This window comes from Calothrix sp. PCC 6303 (assembly GCF_000317435.1).
Classification (GTDB): Bacteria; Cyanobacteriota; Cyanobacteriia; order Cyanobacteriales; family Nostocaceae; genus PCC-6303.
Window position 1 is genome coordinate 4,180,954 of the sequence record NC_019751.1, and the last position, 16,641, is coordinate 4,197,594.

General features: G+C 40.8%; 12 protein-coding genes and 1 pseudogene. 3 read left to right on the plus strand and 10 right to left on the minus strand.

What is annotated here, in order from left to right:
* Nucleotides 1-46: 46 nt before the first annotated feature.
* Nucleotides 47-1,102 carry a class I SAM-dependent methyltransferase gene (locus tag CAL6303_RS17165; protein WP_015199082.1) on the plus strand — a complete coding sequence of 352 codons (1,056 nt, stop codon included), beginning with the start codon at nt 47-49 and terminating at the stop codon, nt 1,100-1,102.
* A 746-nt stretch (nt 1,103-1,848) separates the two neighbouring features.
* Here the strand turns inward: CAL6303_RS17165 and patX are convergent.
* Nucleotides 1,849-2,046, minus strand: a complete 198-nt coding sequence (gene patX / locus CAL6303_RS31755; protein ID WP_015199083.1) for a heterocyst-inhibiting protein PatX — start codon at nt 2,044-2,046, stop codon at nt 1,849-1,851.
* Nucleotides 2,047-2,264: 218 nt separating this feature from the next.
* Nucleotides 2,265-3,488, minus strand: coding sequence for a TetR/AcrR family transcriptional regulator (locus tag CAL6303_RS17175; RefSeq protein WP_015199084.1), 1,224 nt, complete (start codon nt 3,486-3,488; stop codon nt 2,265-2,267).
* 270 nt (nt 3,489-3,758) lie between these two features.
* Between CAL6303_RS17175 and CAL6303_RS17180 the strand changes: the two genes are divergently transcribed.
* A complete protein-coding gene (locus CAL6303_RS17180) occupies nt 3,759-4,610 on the plus strand; it encodes an acyl-CoA desaturase (RefSeq protein ID WP_015199085.1) in 852 nt (283 codons plus the stop codon).
* 115 nt (nt 4,611-4,725) lie between these two features.
* Here the strand turns inward: CAL6303_RS17180 and recN are convergent, their stop codons facing one another.
* Nucleotides 4,726-6,528, minus strand: coding sequence for a DNA repair protein RecN (gene recN, locus CAL6303_RS17185; RefSeq protein WP_015199086.1), 1,803 nt, complete (start codon nt 6,526-6,528; stop codon nt 4,726-4,728).
* A 731-nt stretch (nt 6,529-7,259) separates the two neighbouring features.
* Here recN and CAL6303_RS17190 point away from each other — a divergent pair.
* A complete protein-coding gene (locus tag CAL6303_RS17190) occupies nt 7,260-8,306 on the plus strand; it encodes an HAF repeat-containing PEP-CTERM protein (RefSeq protein ID WP_015199087.1) in 1,047 nt (348 codons plus the stop codon).
* 200 nt (nt 8,307-8,506) lie between these two features.
* On the opposite strand, the gene psb35 is transcribed toward CAL6303_RS17190, so the two are convergent.
* The 7 genes and pseudogenes from psb35 to CAL6303_RS29385 all read right to left on the minus strand — a co-directional run.
* Nucleotides 8,507-8,728, minus strand: a complete 222-nt coding sequence (gene psb35 / locus CAL6303_RS17195) for a photosystem II assembly protein Psb35 (RefSeq protein WP_015199088.1) — start codon at nt 8,726-8,728, stop codon at nt 8,507-8,509.
* 247 nt (nt 8,729-8,975) lie between these two features.
* A complete protein-coding gene (locus tag CAL6303_RS17200; protein ID WP_015199089.1) occupies nt 8,976-10,721 on the minus strand; it encodes a helicase HerA domain-containing protein in 1,746 nt (581 codons plus the stop codon).
* Between the two features lie 194 nt (nt 10,722-10,915).
* Entirely contained in the window at nt 10,916-12,583 is a 1,668-nt protein-coding gene (locus CAL6303_RS17205) for a hypothetical protein (protein WP_015199090.1), read from the minus strand.
* Nucleotides 12,584-12,658: 75 nt separating this feature from the next.
* Entirely contained in the window at nt 12,659-13,906 is a 1,248-nt protein-coding gene (locus tag CAL6303_RS17210) for a glycosyltransferase (protein WP_015199091.1), read from the minus strand.
* A gap of 187 nt (nt 13,907-14,093) precedes the next feature.
* Nucleotides 14,094-15,140 carry an NAD(P)/FAD-dependent oxidoreductase gene (locus CAL6303_RS17215; RefSeq protein ID WP_015199092.1) on the minus strand — a complete coding sequence of 349 codons (1,047 nt, stop codon included), beginning with the start codon at nt 15,138-15,140 and terminating at the stop codon, nt 14,094-14,096.
* A 224-nt stretch (nt 15,141-15,364) separates the two neighbouring features.
* Nucleotides 15,365-16,432 carry a tetratricopeptide repeat protein gene (locus CAL6303_RS17220; RefSeq protein ID WP_015199093.1) on the minus strand — a complete coding sequence of 356 codons (1,068 nt, stop codon included), beginning with the start codon at nt 16,430-16,432 and terminating at the stop codon, nt 15,365-15,367.
* Between the two features lie 59 nt (nt 16,433-16,491).
* Nucleotides 16,492-16,590 (minus strand): annotated as a pseudogene (locus CAL6303_RS29385) (transcriptional regulator); the annotation flags it as partial.
* Nucleotides 16,591-16,641 lie beyond the last annotated feature (51 nt).

Sequence of the window (16,641 nt, forward strand, 5' to 3'; positions counted from 1 at the left end):
ATTATTCATATATATACATGCAAAGTATTCGAGACTACGCTGTTCTATGTCCGACATCCTGACAAAACTTACTTACCAGACTTTCCAACAAGGTAAAAACTACTTTGCTTTGGGGCACAAAGCTTTAAGTGCAGAGCTAAAGAAGTTGGTATCACCGAGCAAAAGCTCTCTTAAGCCAATCTCCGCTAATCTGCTTCTGAATTTGCAAAACAGATTAAACACCTTGCTAGAAATAGACTGGCAGGATGCTGAAGACGGTGTTTACCCCAAAAGCTTACTATTTGATAATTCTTGGGAAGATTTTTTCCGCTACTACCCGATGGTATGGCTTGATGCTCCTCAAGTTTGGGAACGAAGCCAACAGCAGAAATATCAAGATTTTTCCTCAGAGGTTAATACCGAAGGTTATCCCAGCTACTATCTACAAAATTTCCATAACCAAACCAATGGTTATTTAAGTGATTTGTCGGCAAATCTATATGATTTGCAAGTGGAAATATTATTTGGTGGTTCAACAGATGCGATGCGACGCAGAATTCTGGCACCACTCAAACAAGAACTTCAAGCTTTTGCAGATATTTCACCACGCCAAATTAAGGTTCTTGATGTTGCTTGTGGCACAGGTAGAACTTTAAAGCTCATGCGTAGTACATTGCCGGAAGCTTCTTTATTTGGGACTGATTTGTCTCCTGCTTACTTGCGTAAAGCTAATGAGACATTATCTCAGATACCTGGAGAATTGCCACAATTGGTTAATGGAAACGCTGAGGAGTTAGCCTACTTGGACGATTATTTTCATGCTGTAACTTCGGTTTTTCTATTTCACGAGTTGCCTGGGGTAGCACGTCAAAATGTAATTGAGCAGTGCTTTAGGGTGACAAAACCAGGTGGATCATTCATTATTTGTGACTCAATCCAAACGAGTGACTCTCCTGAATTTGAGGAAATGATGGATAATTTTCACGCAACTTTCCACGAACCCTATTACAGGCACTACATGAGTGACAATTTGGTTGAAAGATTAGAAAAAGCTGGGTTTGTGAATATTGAGACACAGGTTCACTTCGCTAGTAAATATTGGATTGCTCATAAGCCCAAATAGTAGTCTGTCAATTTTATTTTGATGATTATGTAGACATCCACAATCCTGTAGAGACGTAGCATTGCTACGTCTCTACAACCGTCATTTTTATCTTGACAGACCACTAGTGGTCTGTCCCACTGGTTTTAGGGGGTTAGTTGGATGCCAAAACCCTTGTAGAGAAGCAAAATTTTGCATCTCTATATTCTTCAGAATTAACGGGACAGACCACTAGTCTGCCAGATACGGGGGATTCCTAATCAAAAGATTATCCCATCGTCAGGGTGCAATACCCTGCCCCCTACAGGTCAATTTGGGCTTTGGGATAATTTACCAAAGTCTGGGGGTTTAATTCCCCTGTCTCTACAGACAGCTTTCTTACAAACTTTAACGGAGGCACAGCCCCCGTTAAGTTTGCGCTTTTTACAAAGTTAAGTGAAGGCAAAGTCCCCACGAACGAGTGCGCTATTTTGTGTCGGGGTAAAATCCCCGTTACAAAGCATACTCATTACTCATTACTTATTTTTTAAACTTTGAAATTTAGCATACGGGGCTGTACTTGATAATGATACAGACTATACGAACAAAATAGAATACAGATGTTTGATTACAATTTTTACATTACAGTTAATCGCTAGTACGATAAACATGTAATTATTAACACCAATTGAAGGTGTAAGAATGCATTTATTATTACATGTATATGTTATGTTATCAGGATATATTTCATTACAAATTTAGTTGCAATTAATATATTAAATAACTTACTATACTAACTCTCTGCGCCCACTACCACGGTATGATGGTGGTCTTTCAGGTCTTTTAGAACTCTTAGGCTTTGTATTTGTCTTTGGTTTGGCCGATAATAGAACTTCTGTTTTTAGATTAAAGGTTTGCCCTTGGTTATTAATAGCAAAGGAACCAAGTACAAAGGTTGTAGCTAAAAGTGAGATGGCAACACGCATAGCAAATGTTTATTTCTGAACTCTCCAATACACTGATACTTAGATTTAGTTTGTGTATCCGGATGGTTTATTTTGTAGTATTGTTTTTTACTACAGGAAATTACTGTTGCTGATTTGTTGTCAAGGTGATTTATAAAAATGATTTTAACGAAATTTACGGAATTCCCCATGCCTTTACAAGCTGGGGATGGATAGCAAGGTTTGCTCTATCAAGTAGATTAATTTTTTTGATCTAAGTTAGTAGCTTGTTCGATGGCGCTTTTTTCTTTTGCTCGATAGGCATATGGCTGGAGTTGCTTATCAGTACAACCTGTTAAGATGGTTAAATTTTCGATACTGATGCCACGCATTAACATTTCTACTCGCCATGTGTGTTGTGTTTGGATAATCGTAGGTTTTCGAGATTGTGGTGTATACATATTGTCTGTCCATTTTTGCCATCGTTGCTGGATTTCTAGTTCTGATATTGATGAACCCTTGTCGTTGATAAACATAGTGGGATAATCATCTTTGCGGCTTTTAAGCCATTTAGCTAAGGGGTTATTGTTATAAACTCCGTAGTGCTTGCCCATTATCCATTGGTTGAGGGGTACCTGACGGCTGGATGTAGGGGTAGAGATTTGCAGAATGTGTGCTTGTGGAGTTTGTATTTGCTGAGTTTTTTGCAAGGAAATGATTTCATTGACTGATAATCCGGCTGCGAATAGCACGTATGCTAAAGCGTAATCTTGTAATCCTGATTTTCTAGCCTGTTGTAAGATTTTGAAAACTAGATTGCCTGGTAAGTCAACAACTTCAGAGCTTAATTCTAAATTCGCCGTATTCATACTAAAAGCTGGTGTGGATAAATTATTTTGGGTTACAAATAAGTTAATTAAACTGTTGATAAAATCGTCTTGATTTTGCCATAGCTCGGTAAACTCGCTGGTAAACTCGATAATTGCATATCCAAAAATTGTGGCATTTAATAAAGCTGCAAGTTTGTGGGGAGGTAAGTTCGTGTTTAGGGAACCTTGAGTTACTGCTTTTGCTAGGTAGTCTCCCAGCTGTTGATTTATTTTTTTGATCCCTCTTCCTAATACCTGCCGATTTTCTGTAGGATATTGGCTGGCTTCGCCGATAAGCGATCGCATTAACTCTGGAACCTGTTCCAAACTCAGTAAAGCATTACTTGCATAGTCGTGAATAATTTGACTGACATCACCCTCGTTATAGAGGTTTTTGGCTAAATATTCTCCCAGATTTTGAAATGCTGTTGATTCTTCCAGCAGTGCCAAAAGTAATCCATACTTGTTTCCAAATTGTCGAAATAGAGTTACCTCGTTTACTTCTGCTAAGTCGGCAATTTGTCTAGTTGTGGTACTTGTGACACCTTGAGTTGTAAATAACTCAAGTGCAGTTTTAATTATACGTTGACGAGCTGGACTGAGTTGAGATGACATATAACTGAATAACAAAACAATATTGTAGGGAAATTTGAGGAATTATTGCAAGCGATACTTGCAATAATTTTTCAGAGGTGCTAACTTAGTAAATGTAAGCAATACTTGCTTTTGTCCTGTAGAAGATTCATATCTTGATATTCAAGGCTCATTTTCTTCTACTAGTTCATTAAAGAAATTTGCTCACCTAAGGGTCGAAAATCCTCATTTTAGCCAATTATTGAGCAATAAGTAGCTTTTACACCCATATATATAAAGTCAAGAAATTTTATGACAGTTAAATCAAATTCCCACGCCACTACGGGCGGAGATTCTGGTGCGATCGCGCAGCCACTCAATTGGACATACATCATATTTTTTGCCGCATTTCATCTGTTAGCGTTACTTGCACCATGGTTTTTTTCCTGGCAAGCCTTATTTACAGCGCTGTTTTTGCATTGGCTATGTGGTAGTATTGGCATCTGCTTAGGATATCACCGATTATTAAGCCATAAAAGTTTTCAAGTACCCCAATGGTTGGAATATGCGATCGCTATTTGCGGCGCTCTAGCACTACAAGGTGGTCCAATATTTTGGGTTGGTGGACACCGGATACATCATGCCCATACAGAGGATGTCGATAAAGATCCCTATTCTGCCAAGCGCGGATTTTGGTGGAGTCACATACTGTGGCTTTTCTACCCACGTCCAGAGTTTTTCAACCGCGAAATATACCAAAAATCTGCCCCAGATTTAGCACGACAACCATTTTATCAATGGCTTGACCGTCATTTCCTCTTGTTGCAAGTTCCTTTAGCTCTATTACTATACGCTTTGGGTGGATGGTCTTTTGTGATCTACGGAATCTTTGTCAAATCAGTATTGCTATGGCACTCAACCTGGTTTGTTAATTCCGCAACACACACATGGGGATATAAAACTTTTGCCGCAGATGATAATGCCCGTAATCTTTGGTGGGTTTCCGTTGTCACCTATGGAGAAGGATGGCACAATAATCACCATACCTATCCCAATGTCGCCAAATCTGGGTATAAATGGTGGGAAATAGATCCTACTTGGTGGAGTATTCGAGCATTGCAGAGATTGGGTTTAGCGAAAAAAGTCATCTTATATAAATCGTAATGTCGCGCTGCTGATTTTATGTGTAGCTGTAGCATTTCTACTTTTAAGTTTCTTTAACCCATAACGGGGGATACGAAGCCCCCCGTTAACCGCTCTGCATCTTTTCGGCAGATGTTTAATCAAGCTCCGTCTCAGTTTTTCCCCTTGCTCCCTGCCCCCTTGCCCCCTTCTCCCCTGCTTCTGTTTGACGATGGTTTGCTGCTTGATTTAACAACGAATCGGCAAATGCGATCGCATCCTGTGCAGACTTCCCACCAGCTAACTGTGCCAGTTCATCCCGGCGTTTATTGAGGTTATCTAGGGCAGCTACACGGACAACGGTGCGCTCTTCCCCATTGCCGTTGTTCTCTTTTTTACCTTTAATTTGATTAACTATCTGTTTTGACACTCTAAAATGTCTATCTGCCATTGCTGCTATCAGTGGTTGGTGTGTTACACACAATACCTGTTGCTGCTGACTAATTTGATGTAATTTGTCGGCGATACTTTGGGCAACTCTTCCCGATACACCCACATCAATTTCATCAAATACCATTGTCCCTGGTGCATCAATTTGGGAAAAACAAGCTTTCAAAGCCAATAGAAAGCGGCTCATTTCTCCACCGGATGCGGTTTCTGTAAGGGGTTGGAGTGGTTCTCCAGGGTTGGGACTAAATAAAAAGCTAATTTTATCAGCACCTGCCGGGGTGGGGGCAATGGGGACAATTCCTACTTGAAATTGGACTTTTTCCATTGCCAAAGGTTTGAGTTGTTTAATAATCTGAGTTTCTAATTGGGCTGCGGCTGTGCGTCTGAGTTGTGTTAACTTACTGCACGCTTTTGTTAATTTGTCAAGGCATACTTTTTCTTGTTTCTCTAAACTTTCAACCGATTGCTCACTATCTGTGAGTGCGGCTAATTCTGCTTGGACGCGGTTGTAGTGGGTAATTACTTCGGCTAAACTTGGACCATACTTCCGGCAAATTTGCTTAAGTTCTCTGATTCTGGCTTCCACTTCTTCTAAACGTTGGGGATCAGCTTCCAATTCTTCCCCATAGGTATTAATTTCTCTAGCGACTTCACTCACCGCAGTTTGAGCATCCCGAATCATATCCAAGAGATATTGCAATCCAGAATCATATTCAATCATATCGGTGAGTAATGATTCTGTATCCCCTAATAGGTCGTTTGCCGTGGGATTATCTCCATCATTTTGGTAGAGAGCTTGGTAAGCAGTGTAACTCATCTGTTGTAAGTCCACTACATGAGTTAAGCGATCGCTTTCTTGCTGCAACTGTTCTAATTCGTTGGCATCGGTGAGATTTGCCTCGTTTAATTCCTGAACTTGATAAGATAATAGGTCTAATTGCTGCAAGCGATCGCGTTCGGAAGTGCGACGTTGTTCTAAAGCTTGGTGAACCTGTTGATACTCAGCAAAGCTACTAGCTACAATTTGACGCTGTTGATTAGGACTATCACCTGCATAAACATCCAACCAATCCCGAATCTGGTTGGATTGCCCCACCTGTACACTCTGTCCTTGGGCGGTAATTTCCACCAGCTTTTCCCGCAATCCCACCATCACTTGACGGTTTACCAATACCCCATTCACCCGTGAACGACTGCGGATATTACTTGTCACTGCCGTAATTTCCCGGCTGACGACGATGGAGTTATCATCAATTAAATCAATTTCTTGCTCACTCAACCAAGCAGCCAAATTCGGGTTGATACTGAAAGTTCCCTCAACTAAAGCTCTATTTGTTTGAGTCCGAATCACCCGACTAGATACTTTACCACCCAAAACTGCATCAATAGCATCAAGAATAATTGACTTTCCCGCACCAGTTTCACCTGTGAGGACATTCAAACCCCCACCAAACTCCAATTCTAACTGGTCGATGAGGGCAAAATTTTCGATCCGCAGAGAAATCAACATCTAGCTCAAATCTCCGTCAAGGCACAGGATACATGGAAAATTGGAAGATATTTGGGATAGCTTTTCAAATTACTAAACCTCAAATTGGCTAAGAATTCCACCGTTAGAACTGACCCAAAGATTACCTGCTGGATGCATTTGTAATTAGTGTATCAGTCCCAACCATTATAGAGTGTACCAAACCTCCCTTAGTTTGACTTTGTTTGCAATAAACGGTGACAAAAATCAGTTTGATTTACCGCTCCGTTAAACTTACCCATAACTACTCAAGTCTAGACTTAAATTAATTACGCAATGACATTGTGTAATTAATTCTGCTTGGTTACTTGTATTCCCCGACTCATAGGGTTTAAGGAAGTCAGTTTTTAACATAATTTTCAATCGTCTACATCAGTATAAACACTTGATCAAGTCAGACGCTCGACATAGATTAATATTATTATCCCATTGTAAAAATTACGTATGAATTTTCCTAATTGAGATTTTTACTATGTTACTTTGTGAAGTACCACAAATTAAAAAACCAGTAATGAGTAATGAGTAATAAGTCTGTTTTGTGACGAGGATTTAAACCCCAAACGTGTTTAAACAAACCAAATTGGAACTCACGCAATACAAATTTACATCATTGCAATGCAAGGTAGAAGTTTCGACTACTTAGCATAAGTCACTCAGTACTACCTGTATAAATATCAAAACCAGTCTAAAATAATACGCAAAAACACATACAAATGCGTTTAATATCGAAAATCGCTTTAGCATCTTTCAGTTCTACCATACTTAGTTTGGCAACATCTCATCCAGTAATCGCAGGATCCATATATTCAGTTATTGACCTGGGTACTGTGGGTAGTAATTACAATGGTGGTTCTGCCAATAGTCTCAACAAACAAGGTCAAGTAGTCGGTTACTCATCCTCTGTGGATGGGGATAGTGATCGAGGATTTATCTGGCAAAATGGAGTTATCCAAGATCTTGGTGCTTTGAATAGTAGTGAAGGCTACAACTTTACCTATGCCTACAGCATCAATAATCAAGGTCTGGTAGTTGGTCAATCTGGCGACAAAGCATTCATCTGGGAAGATGGAAACATGCAAAGCATAGGTACTAGTGGCAGTTATGCCCTTGGCATCAATGATCAAGGTCAGGTAGTTGGTCAATCTGCTGGCAAGGCATTTATCTGGAAAGATGGAATCATGGAAAATTTTGGCACTGACAATAGTTATGCCACTGCCATTAACAACCAAGGTCAGGTAGTGGGTTACTCTGGTGAACAGCTATTTATCTGGCAAAACGGAGTCATGCAAAGCTTTGGTAGTAGCGATAGTCGTGCCACTGCCATCAATAACCAAGGTCAAGTAGTTGGTTACTCGGATGAGGGGGCATTTATTTGGCAAAACGGAGTCATGCAAAATCTTGGTTATTTAAGTACTGATGGTTCCCACAACCCCAGTTATGCCAATGGAATCAATGACAAAGGTCAGGTAGTTGGTCAATCTGGTAGCGGGGCGTTTTTATGGGAAAACGGAGTCATGAAAGACTTAAATGACCTGATTTCACCTCGTAGCGGTTGGATTTTATCTTACGCAAACGCTATTAATAATTCAGGTGATATTGTCGGTACTGGTTACTTCGATGGGAATTACCGTGCTTTCCTGTTGAAATATCAACCATCAACTTCTGTACCTGAATCTAATACTACACTTGGTTTGTTGGCTGTATTAGCTGTTGGTGGTATTTCCAAATCAAGACGCAAACAAGCTACAAATTTGAATTAAACTAGAATTTTAGGATTAATTTTTTGCGTATTCGATAGAAATTGGGCTCCCTTAACTAGTTGAGCGGAATACTTAAAAGAATTCACAATATTCGCAGAGCGAGAAGCAAGCTACGCAATTATGTTTTGTAACCACTTACCAGTTGATAAATTCTTTTTATAGAGGCAGAAATTTGAAGCGTAGCAACTGCCTCCTGTTTTCTAATCGTTAGATACCGCAGTTTTCTTAGTTCTGGGTTTTACCTTGGGTACCCAACCAGGTACTTCACCGTCTTCCCAGCCAGCCGGACGCTTAGAATTGTACCAACCAATGGAACCAATGACGGTTGCGGCGACAAATCCACCTATTGCCAAAAGCACTAAGGCTGCTTGAATGTACCAGTCATAGGTTGCTTTATCGATTGTTGCTAATAAGATACTCATAGTGCTGTTCTGTGTAAATAATAATAAACGACTATTACAAAATCTTAATATATAAACTACACAACATCAATCTAACCTAGGGATGGGAAAATCTTAGAAGACTTTCCACCGGAAGGTCTCTAGTAGTCTGTCAATTTTATTTTGGCGGTTATATACGCATCCACAATCCCGTAGAGACGTAGCAGCGCCTTATATCCCGCCACTGATTCGGATTACCAAATTCAATGGGGGACTTACGGCGATATAGTTAAAATCCTAAATCTGCCTTTGCTAATTCCGCTGCTGCAAACACTTCTGCGTCGCTTTGTTCTTCCCAAATTGGATCACCAACTTCGCGGTAAAATTGTTCATCATAGGGACGAGTTCTCACAACAACAGGCATGGGAACAGCATGACCTAATATTAAAGCTTGCTGTTTAGAATCTAGCTTCGCTAAAACTGAACGCAAAGCGGTACCACCAGATACCCCGGTAAAAATTGCCTCAATATCTTTTTCGTCATTAAGTAATGCAGTGACGCGGGTACCAATTTGGGACATGACTTCATTATCTATCCCTGATGGACGTTGATCTACAACTAAGAGGGTGACAAAGTATTTCCGCATCTCCCGTGCAATTGTCCCAAAAATCGTACTGGCAACGATTGCCGGATCAAGAAATCGGTGTGCTTCTTCGATGGTAATTACTAATTGGTTGGGTTTGTCGAGAACATTGCCACTTTGGAGAAATTTTTCGGCTTTGGCGACATAATGATGGTGAATGCGTCGGGTAATCATGTTTGTCACCAACATGTAGGAAAGCATATCTGATTGGGAACCAAATTCGATGACGATATTTTTCCCTGCTTCCAATGCTTTTAACATTTGGTTAACGTAGTTTTGGGGACAAGATGAACGCATATATTTCAGGTTTTCTAACCGCATTAACTTCCGCTGTAATGCCGTAATTGAACCTTGGTGTCCGCGTTTTTCCTCGCAGAACATTTTGATGTCCTCGTTTGTCATATTTATCAGTTGCAGAATCCAACCTTTACCAAATTCTGCAAATAAAATATTGGCATTATCTAAACTTGCTTCGGAAAGTCCCAAATCTCGACTACAAAGACGAATATCTTCCACTTCAATTTGATCATAACTAAGATACAAATCCATGGCATTTTTCACACCACGACGCTGGGTTGATGCGGGGTCGAGGGTGTATACTTCTACTTTGTCGGGAAATAGCTGTTTTAAACCTTTGACGGTACTGTATTGTTTACCTTCACATACAGCTTGCCAACCATATTCGGAGTGCATATCAAAAATGAGATTTACCCCGGCATTTTTGCGGACAATTCCGGCTAAAAGTAACCGAGTTAGGAAGGATTTTCCGGTTCCAGATTTCCCAAATACACCATTACTACGTTCCACAAATCGATCTAAATCGATACATACAGGAACATCCATATCTAATGGTTTGCCGATGGAAAAATTCTTGCGATGAATGTCATCCTCCCAACCAAATACTCGACGAAAATCCTCTGCGGATGCTTCGTAAACTTGGCTAAAATGGGTAGGAATTGTTTTGACTGGTAACAATTCCATAGTGGTGCTGGTTTGGGGTTGGAAGGATGCTAAACCTTTTCCGGCTGAAGGGATGAAGCTATTGGCAGATTTCCCGTTGGACATTTCCAGAAATGATTCTTTGGTTTCTGGGGTAAACATCAACATTGGGGCTAAAGTGACAGTTCCAAATGTCCCGCTACCTGCTAAAATTTCCCGTAACAAAGTGTCTTCCCAATCGGGAGGATTAGCAACAATCCGCTGATTGGAAATACCGAGGATGACATCAGTTAGCATACAGAAGAAACGCGATCGCATTCCCTGTACAACTAAGAATTTTCCCACTCGCATATCCTCAACAGATATATCTGGGTGTAATCTTACTTCTAGTCCACCTGTAAGGGAACCTTGAATAACTGAACCTAGTGGTTGTCCCAATTGCGTTAGATTCATTGCATCTGACTTTTAGTGACGAGAAGTTACAGCAGAATTTATAGATCTTTATTTTGTACTCTATTTTGTAAAAACTGCTGCAATGGACTTATTTATCTTATATTGGGAATTATAAATCGGGGATTTTTTCTGTATATAACTCCTTTAAAACTGAGGCAGTACTATCTAAAAGCTAGAAACGCCACTGGGGCAGTTTACAGACAATGATAAAGTTTATAATCGTAACCGTTAATTCCTGGAAAACTCGGATTTTTATCTATTTCACAAATTTGGATTGTTTTGGGGTTATCGGCATAAAAGTTTACCATCCATAAATCTAGGGGACGTGGTAAATTTTTCATGGTTGTTTCTAATGCCGCAGTTGAGGTGTTTGGATCTGCGTCCTGATGTGCTAAAAGAAATTGATAATTCAGGCTATTTGATGGTTTTGGGTGGATTTTCAATTCCCTGGCTACACCCATCATCTCACCAATGTGGACATGGGTTTTTTGGGTTGTGGCAATGAGGACGGGTACTTTTGAGGTGTTTTGAATCAACTCCACAAATAGGTCAGGACGGTAGTATTTTTGATATCCCAAGTTACAAACTACAGTAATTGCACTGAGGAAAGACATCAAATAAACAAGAGCGATCGCCTGCTGTCCAGAAACCTTCCATTTATAGAGTTTTACTAATTTAGCTCTGGCACAAATGGCTAAACTTGTCCCCAATAAAACAATCACTGCGGGGAAGTAAACAAAGTTATATCTGGCACCTCTGGTTAAGTCGATGCCGAGGAAATATGTGAAGAAAAAGAATAACGCGATCGCGCTGGCAATGAAACCGATTAAAATCTGAGTTTCTAGTTGGGTTTTGGGTTGCTTCAATCTAATTCTGATGCCACCTATTAAAATTGGCGTGATCCAAATGGCGAATATTAACATGATCACTCCACAGACGATCATGATGGCTACATTTGGAGCCTCTACAGGTAATAAAAATAGCATCGTCACCCAGGCGGCGAATGCTTGAAACAGCGGACTAATCCAAGCTAAACCGATGCGATCGCCTTGAATCCACTCGGTTAATTTGCCACCATAAGTATTCTGTAAAAATACTGGTACCCAAATTAATCCGCTGATGGCTGTTCCTAATCCAACTGCGACAATTCGCCACCATCTGGAGAAAATCAGGCTTTTTTGTCGCCATTGCTGCCATCCCAGGAAGATTAATACCATTACTTCGGCGAAGAGGGTGAGGACAAAGAAGTAATGGGTGGCAATTCCCAATGCGTTGACTGCAATCCAAGCAGCAACTACCTTGATTGGTATTTTTGTGTTTTTGTCAAGGTGGCGTGTGGCAATAATTAAACAAGCGAGGGAGGCAATTACCCAGAGGATTGGGAGGGTGTAGTGTCGGGTTTCCTGTGCTAAGAAAATTCCGAATGGTGAGGTTGCCATAATTGCTGCGGCAATCTGACTTACTAAGCGGGAACGAAATGTGAGAAAACTAAAACTGTAGATTGCGGGAACGGAAATAGCGCCAAAAATTGCTGCAAGCGATCGCGCTCCCCATAATGATACTAGTCCGCCCTCACTGGGGAATAGTTTGAGCCATAAATGGGTGAGGATGAAGTATAGGGGTGGGTGGTTGCTTTCGGAAAAAAGATGGGTGAGTACGTCTTTGACTGTTGTGGATGTTGGTTGCAGTGGTTGGAGTAGGGTATCGATGGGGATGGGTTGATTTAGGGGGACTCCCAGGAAGCTGTTGCCGAGACTAAATACGAGGGTGGAAAATTCGTCTGTCCACGGTGGTTTGTCGCTGAGGTTGATGAATCTCAGGATGATTCCGATGATGGTGAGTAGTGCTAGCCTGTTTTGCATGGAGGAAGAGAGGAAGAAAAGAGAAAGAGTTTTAACGCAGAGAAACGCAGAGGGGTTTGTGGGAGATTTTGGGTTCTATTTTCCGCTTTTGATGTCTGTTACTCTCCAACTGAGTTTGAGGTTCATCCAAAAGTTCCACAGGGTGACGAGTGCGATCGCTATGAGTTTGGAGATATACTGGTTGATACCTAAGATGTTAAATAGGAAGTTGACGATTAGGGTTTGCAGGATGACTCCTGATAGGCAAACGACGTTGAATTTGAGGAATCTTTTGAGGAGTTGTTTCCAGCCTTTTTGCCATTTGGATACGTCTCGAAATGTCCAAATGTCGTTCCACAGGAAGTTGTTGATGATGGCTATTTCTGAGGAAAGGATGGTGCTGCGGGTTAATCCGAGGTTGATTTTTTGCCGGAGGAAATAAAATACTGCTAAGTCTACAAAAACACCGCTAAATCCAACGATTCCGAAGCGGAGGAATTTTTGGATGGGGAAGTTAAACTTTTTGTTGAAAATTCTCAGGTGCCCTGTGGTGAGGCGCAATCTTAGGAGATGATGGAGATAGTCGAGGTAATGTTTCCAGGTGACTTTGCTTTCTCCTTGGGTACGTTCGTTAAAGACGTAGCCAACTTCGGCTATTTCCCGAATGTCACCACGTCCGAGGACTTCTAGTAAGATTTTATAACCAATTGGATTCAGGTTTGTATTTGTGATGCGATCGCGTCTAACCAGAAAGTAACCACTCATGGGATCGGATACTTTCCCTAGTATATTTGGCAACATAAGTAATCCTAAGATTTGAGCGCCTCGTGACAAAAATCTTCGGATAAAACTCCATTTACTCACACCTCCACCATCAATATGACGACTAGCTACTGCTAAATCTGCTCCTTCTTCCATTGCCCTAATTAGCTGTAGTAATACGTAGGGTGGATGTTGCAAATCTCCGTCAATTACTCCGAGAATACGACCCCTCGAAGCTTGCCAACCACGAATGACTGCTGAAGATAGTCCCCTTTCGTTTTGCCGTCGCATTACTTGGAGATGGGGATATTCTGACATTAATGAGTGTGCGACTTCCCAGGTGCCATCTGGGCTATCGTCATCCACAATAATCAATTCATAATCGTGTCCAATGGCATCATCTAACAATTGAGTCAGAGTTTGTACCACATTCGCTATATTTTCCCTTTCTTTGTAGGTTGGTATCACCAATGAGAAAAAAATTCCTTTCTGTTCTCTATTTGTAATTCCATGGGGGAATTCAGGGATTTGTAGTGTACCTATGGGTACTGACAATAATGAATTTGGTTCGATGATACTCATTCGCAAACAATCAATGGGGAAAATAGTATAACTTTCACAGTAGGTTGGGTGGAGGCTTTGGGAAACCTAAGATTAACGAGACTATTAATGTTGAGTTGCATTCCACTCCAGTGTCACCTGCTACAACGGGGAAAACCCCCGCAGTGAGTCCCTAATATATACAACTAAATGGTTTGTTAATGGGGATTTAATCACGGCTAAAATCTGATAATTTATCCTGCATCACGCAATTTTTCATCTGACTATTGACGGATTTTGCCGCAGCTAATCCAGATTTTATTGCCCCTGGTATCAAGTTTCCCCCGCACCAATCACCACAACAAACTAAGGGTAGCGGTGTTTCGGCGGTTAAACAAGCTGTTGTCAGGGGTTTTCTAGGAAAAGCATAACGCCAACGATGCACTTGTAACCATTCGGGATTTTCTAACCAGAATAATTTTGTTAATTGAGCGGCTGTTTGTAACATTTGATTGCCGAATGGTTGCAAATCTTCCGTATCTATGTTTTCGATAGCAAAATTAGCGCTACTTTGAACTACAAATACAGGTTGAGATGCATCAAGACGCTTACTACTATCAAATCCAATCCATCCGAGAATTGAATCTTGTTCTAAAGTCAAAGCTTGCCATGGGGGAAGTGGTTGGGATGTGGTTGGATAACCAGCCATAACGCTAATGGATGGGATAAATTCTACAGAACGTAGTTGATGAATAAATTGGCTATTAATTAAGTTATTTTCCAAAGGTTCTAATAGTTCTAAAGCTTGTGGTGCAGGAATCGCAATCACTAAAGCTTTGGCGGTAATGATTTCATTATTCGCCGATAGAGTCAAATACCATTGGTGATTGAGAGTGGGATTAATGGCAATAACACGCTGATTGAGGATAACATTTAAACCCCGTGCCAGCGGTTTAGCGATCGCACTCATCCCCGCAGGGGCAATATAACGTGGTTGTGTTGACGCATCTCCAGATTGTTCAATAAATTCTCCCTCCCAAATTCGCAAAATATCCCGCTGACACAAGGACTCTACAAATTGACTCGAAAACTCATCCTTGGGTTTCAAAAAACATGCCCCATGATCAGCAATTGTCCCATGTAATCTGCGAGTTGCTACTCTGCCCCCCAAACCACGGGATTTTTCCACCACCACCACAGAATAACCCGCTTGATTCAACTGTTGAGCACATGCTAAACCTGCAATTCCGGCACCAATTACTGCTATATCTGTCATAGAGGGCTGTTTCATTCTTGGGAGAAAAATGGTTCAATTGACACTGAGGTAAGAAACTTAAGCGAGGGCGCACCCAAGCGGCAGTAAGACTTTCGACAAATTGTGGTATCTATGACAGCAGGCTTGATTGAAGAACTCAAAAATGGCATTCTTTTTTAAAATTGGCATTAAGTTTGAGAAAAAAGTCAACAGGGTGAAGCTACAAAGATGAGTATATTCCTTGTTTAGTTGGCGTGATTAATTAATACTAATACACTATATAAATGAAATGCTGAGTCCCAGGGAGTCTTGTCTGTGCGAAGCAAATGAACGTGAGATTCAATGCTGTTGAGGATTTGATTTTGGTCTAATATGGTTTCGCCAAAGGTGGTAAAGTCACACCAAATAGGAGTTGTAGGTAATTGGTGACGAAAGTAGGTTAATAAATTTTGCCAATTGACGTGGATTGTGTCTTTATTTTTTGGCGATGTGATGCCTTTGTCAAACTCATAACTACCATCATGCGATCGCATAATGCAATTTCTGCCTGGTAAATGTAAGTCGCAAAATTCAGCATAATCCAGGATTTTGGTTTTACGTTCTAGTTTACCCCTTGCATCCCGATCAACAACTTGCTCAAAAATGGGTAGTCTTCCCATCACAACTGCGCTAACTTCTGACCAATCAAAGGACAATGAACCAATTTGTTTGGTATGGTTGCTACAAACAACAGTAGCTTGTTCTGTAGCTTCTTGGAAATGATGAACTTGAAAAACTTGAATTTTGGGGATTTGGCTAAGGGAACACCAAAAACACGGAATATTTGCCTGTTGTAACTGTTTACCATAAAATTCCAGTTTGCCAACAGGCGCAGTTTGATAAAAACGCCAACCTCGACTAGGTAACTTTAACCTGGCACTGTAAGGATCAATTTGCATGATTCTAGCAAAATCCTGGGCTAATTGAGTTTTGCGATCGCTATCTACAGGTTCGAGGATTAATAAACCGGGTTCAGAATTTTCTATGTTTGCTGTTGCTTCAGCGATGGCTTTTTGCTGCTGTTGCTGTTCAATTTCTTGCAGATGTTGCAAACCCTGCCTTGCCTGCATAATTATTTTTGTGTTGGTTGTCTGTTGTAGTAAGCGTCGATAGATTTTCTCCGCATCTTGATACTTGCCTGATACTTCCTGTAACTTGGCAATATATAGTTGAACCCCAGGATCATCAGGAAATTCTTTAAATAGTTGTTTGAGTAATTTTTTCGCAGTTTGATAATCTTTCTGTGCAAACGCAGCAGCAACCTGTTTTAGCATAAATAGATTTTTAGATTTTTGTTTGAGGGTTTACAGCAGATGGTAACACTCTCCCAAAATCAAATAAATAATCCAGGATCTACATGAAAAAAATCACCTAAAGCTTTAGCTTGGGTTTTGCTAATTTCTCGCTTACCATTGACAACTTTCGATGTCAAGAAGGGGAAAAGGGGCAGGGGGCAGGGAGCAAGGGGGAAAACTGGAACGGA

What these genes read in the sequence shown, in the direction of transcription:
- CAL6303_RS17220 (WP_015199093.1), bottom strand. Translation starts at nt 16,432, where the DNA reads ATGCTAAAACAGGTTGCTGCTGCGTTTGCACAGAAAGATTATCAAACT.
- CAL6303_RS17190 (WP_015199087.1), top strand. Translation starts at nt 7,260, where the DNA reads ATGCGTTTAATATCGAAAATCGCTTTAGCATCTTTCAGTTCTACCATA.
- CAL6303_RS17210 (WP_015199091.1), bottom strand. Translation starts at nt 13,906, where the DNA reads ATGAGTATCATCGAACCAAATTCATTATTGTCAGTACCCATAGGTACA.
- CAL6303_RS17205 (WP_015199090.1), bottom strand. Translation starts at nt 12,583, where the DNA reads ATGCAAAACAGGCTAGCACTACTCACCATCATCGGAATCATCCTGAGA.
- patX (WP_015199083.1), bottom strand. Translation starts at nt 2,046, where the DNA reads ATGCGTGTTGCCATCTCACTTTTAGCTACAACCTTTGTACTTGGTTCC.
- CAL6303_RS17200 (WP_015199089.1), bottom strand. Translation starts at nt 10,721, where the DNA reads ATGAATCTAACGCAATTGGGACAACCACTAGGTTCAGTTATTCAAGGT.
- CAL6303_RS17215 (WP_015199092.1), bottom strand. Translation starts at nt 15,140, where the DNA reads ATGACAGATATAGCAGTAATTGGTGCCGGAATTGCAGGTTTAGCATGT.
- CAL6303_RS17180 (WP_015199085.1), top strand. Translation starts at nt 3,759, where the DNA reads ATGACAGTTAAATCAAATTCCCACGCCACTACGGGCGGAGATTCTGGT.
- CAL6303_RS17175 (WP_015199084.1), bottom strand. Translation starts at nt 3,488, where the DNA reads ATGTCATCTCAACTCAGTCCAGCTCGTCAACGTATAATTAAAACTGCA.
- psb35 (WP_015199088.1), bottom strand. Translation starts at nt 8,728, where the DNA reads ATGAGTATCTTATTAGCAACAATCGATAAAGCAACCTATGACTGGTAC.
- recN (WP_015199086.1), bottom strand. Translation starts at nt 6,528, where the DNA reads ATGTTGATTTCTCTGCGGATCGAAAATTTTGCCCTCATCGACCAGTTA.
- CAL6303_RS17165 (WP_015199082.1), top strand. Translation starts at nt 47, where the DNA reads ATGTCCGACATCCTGACAAAACTTACTTACCAGACTTTCCAACAAGGT.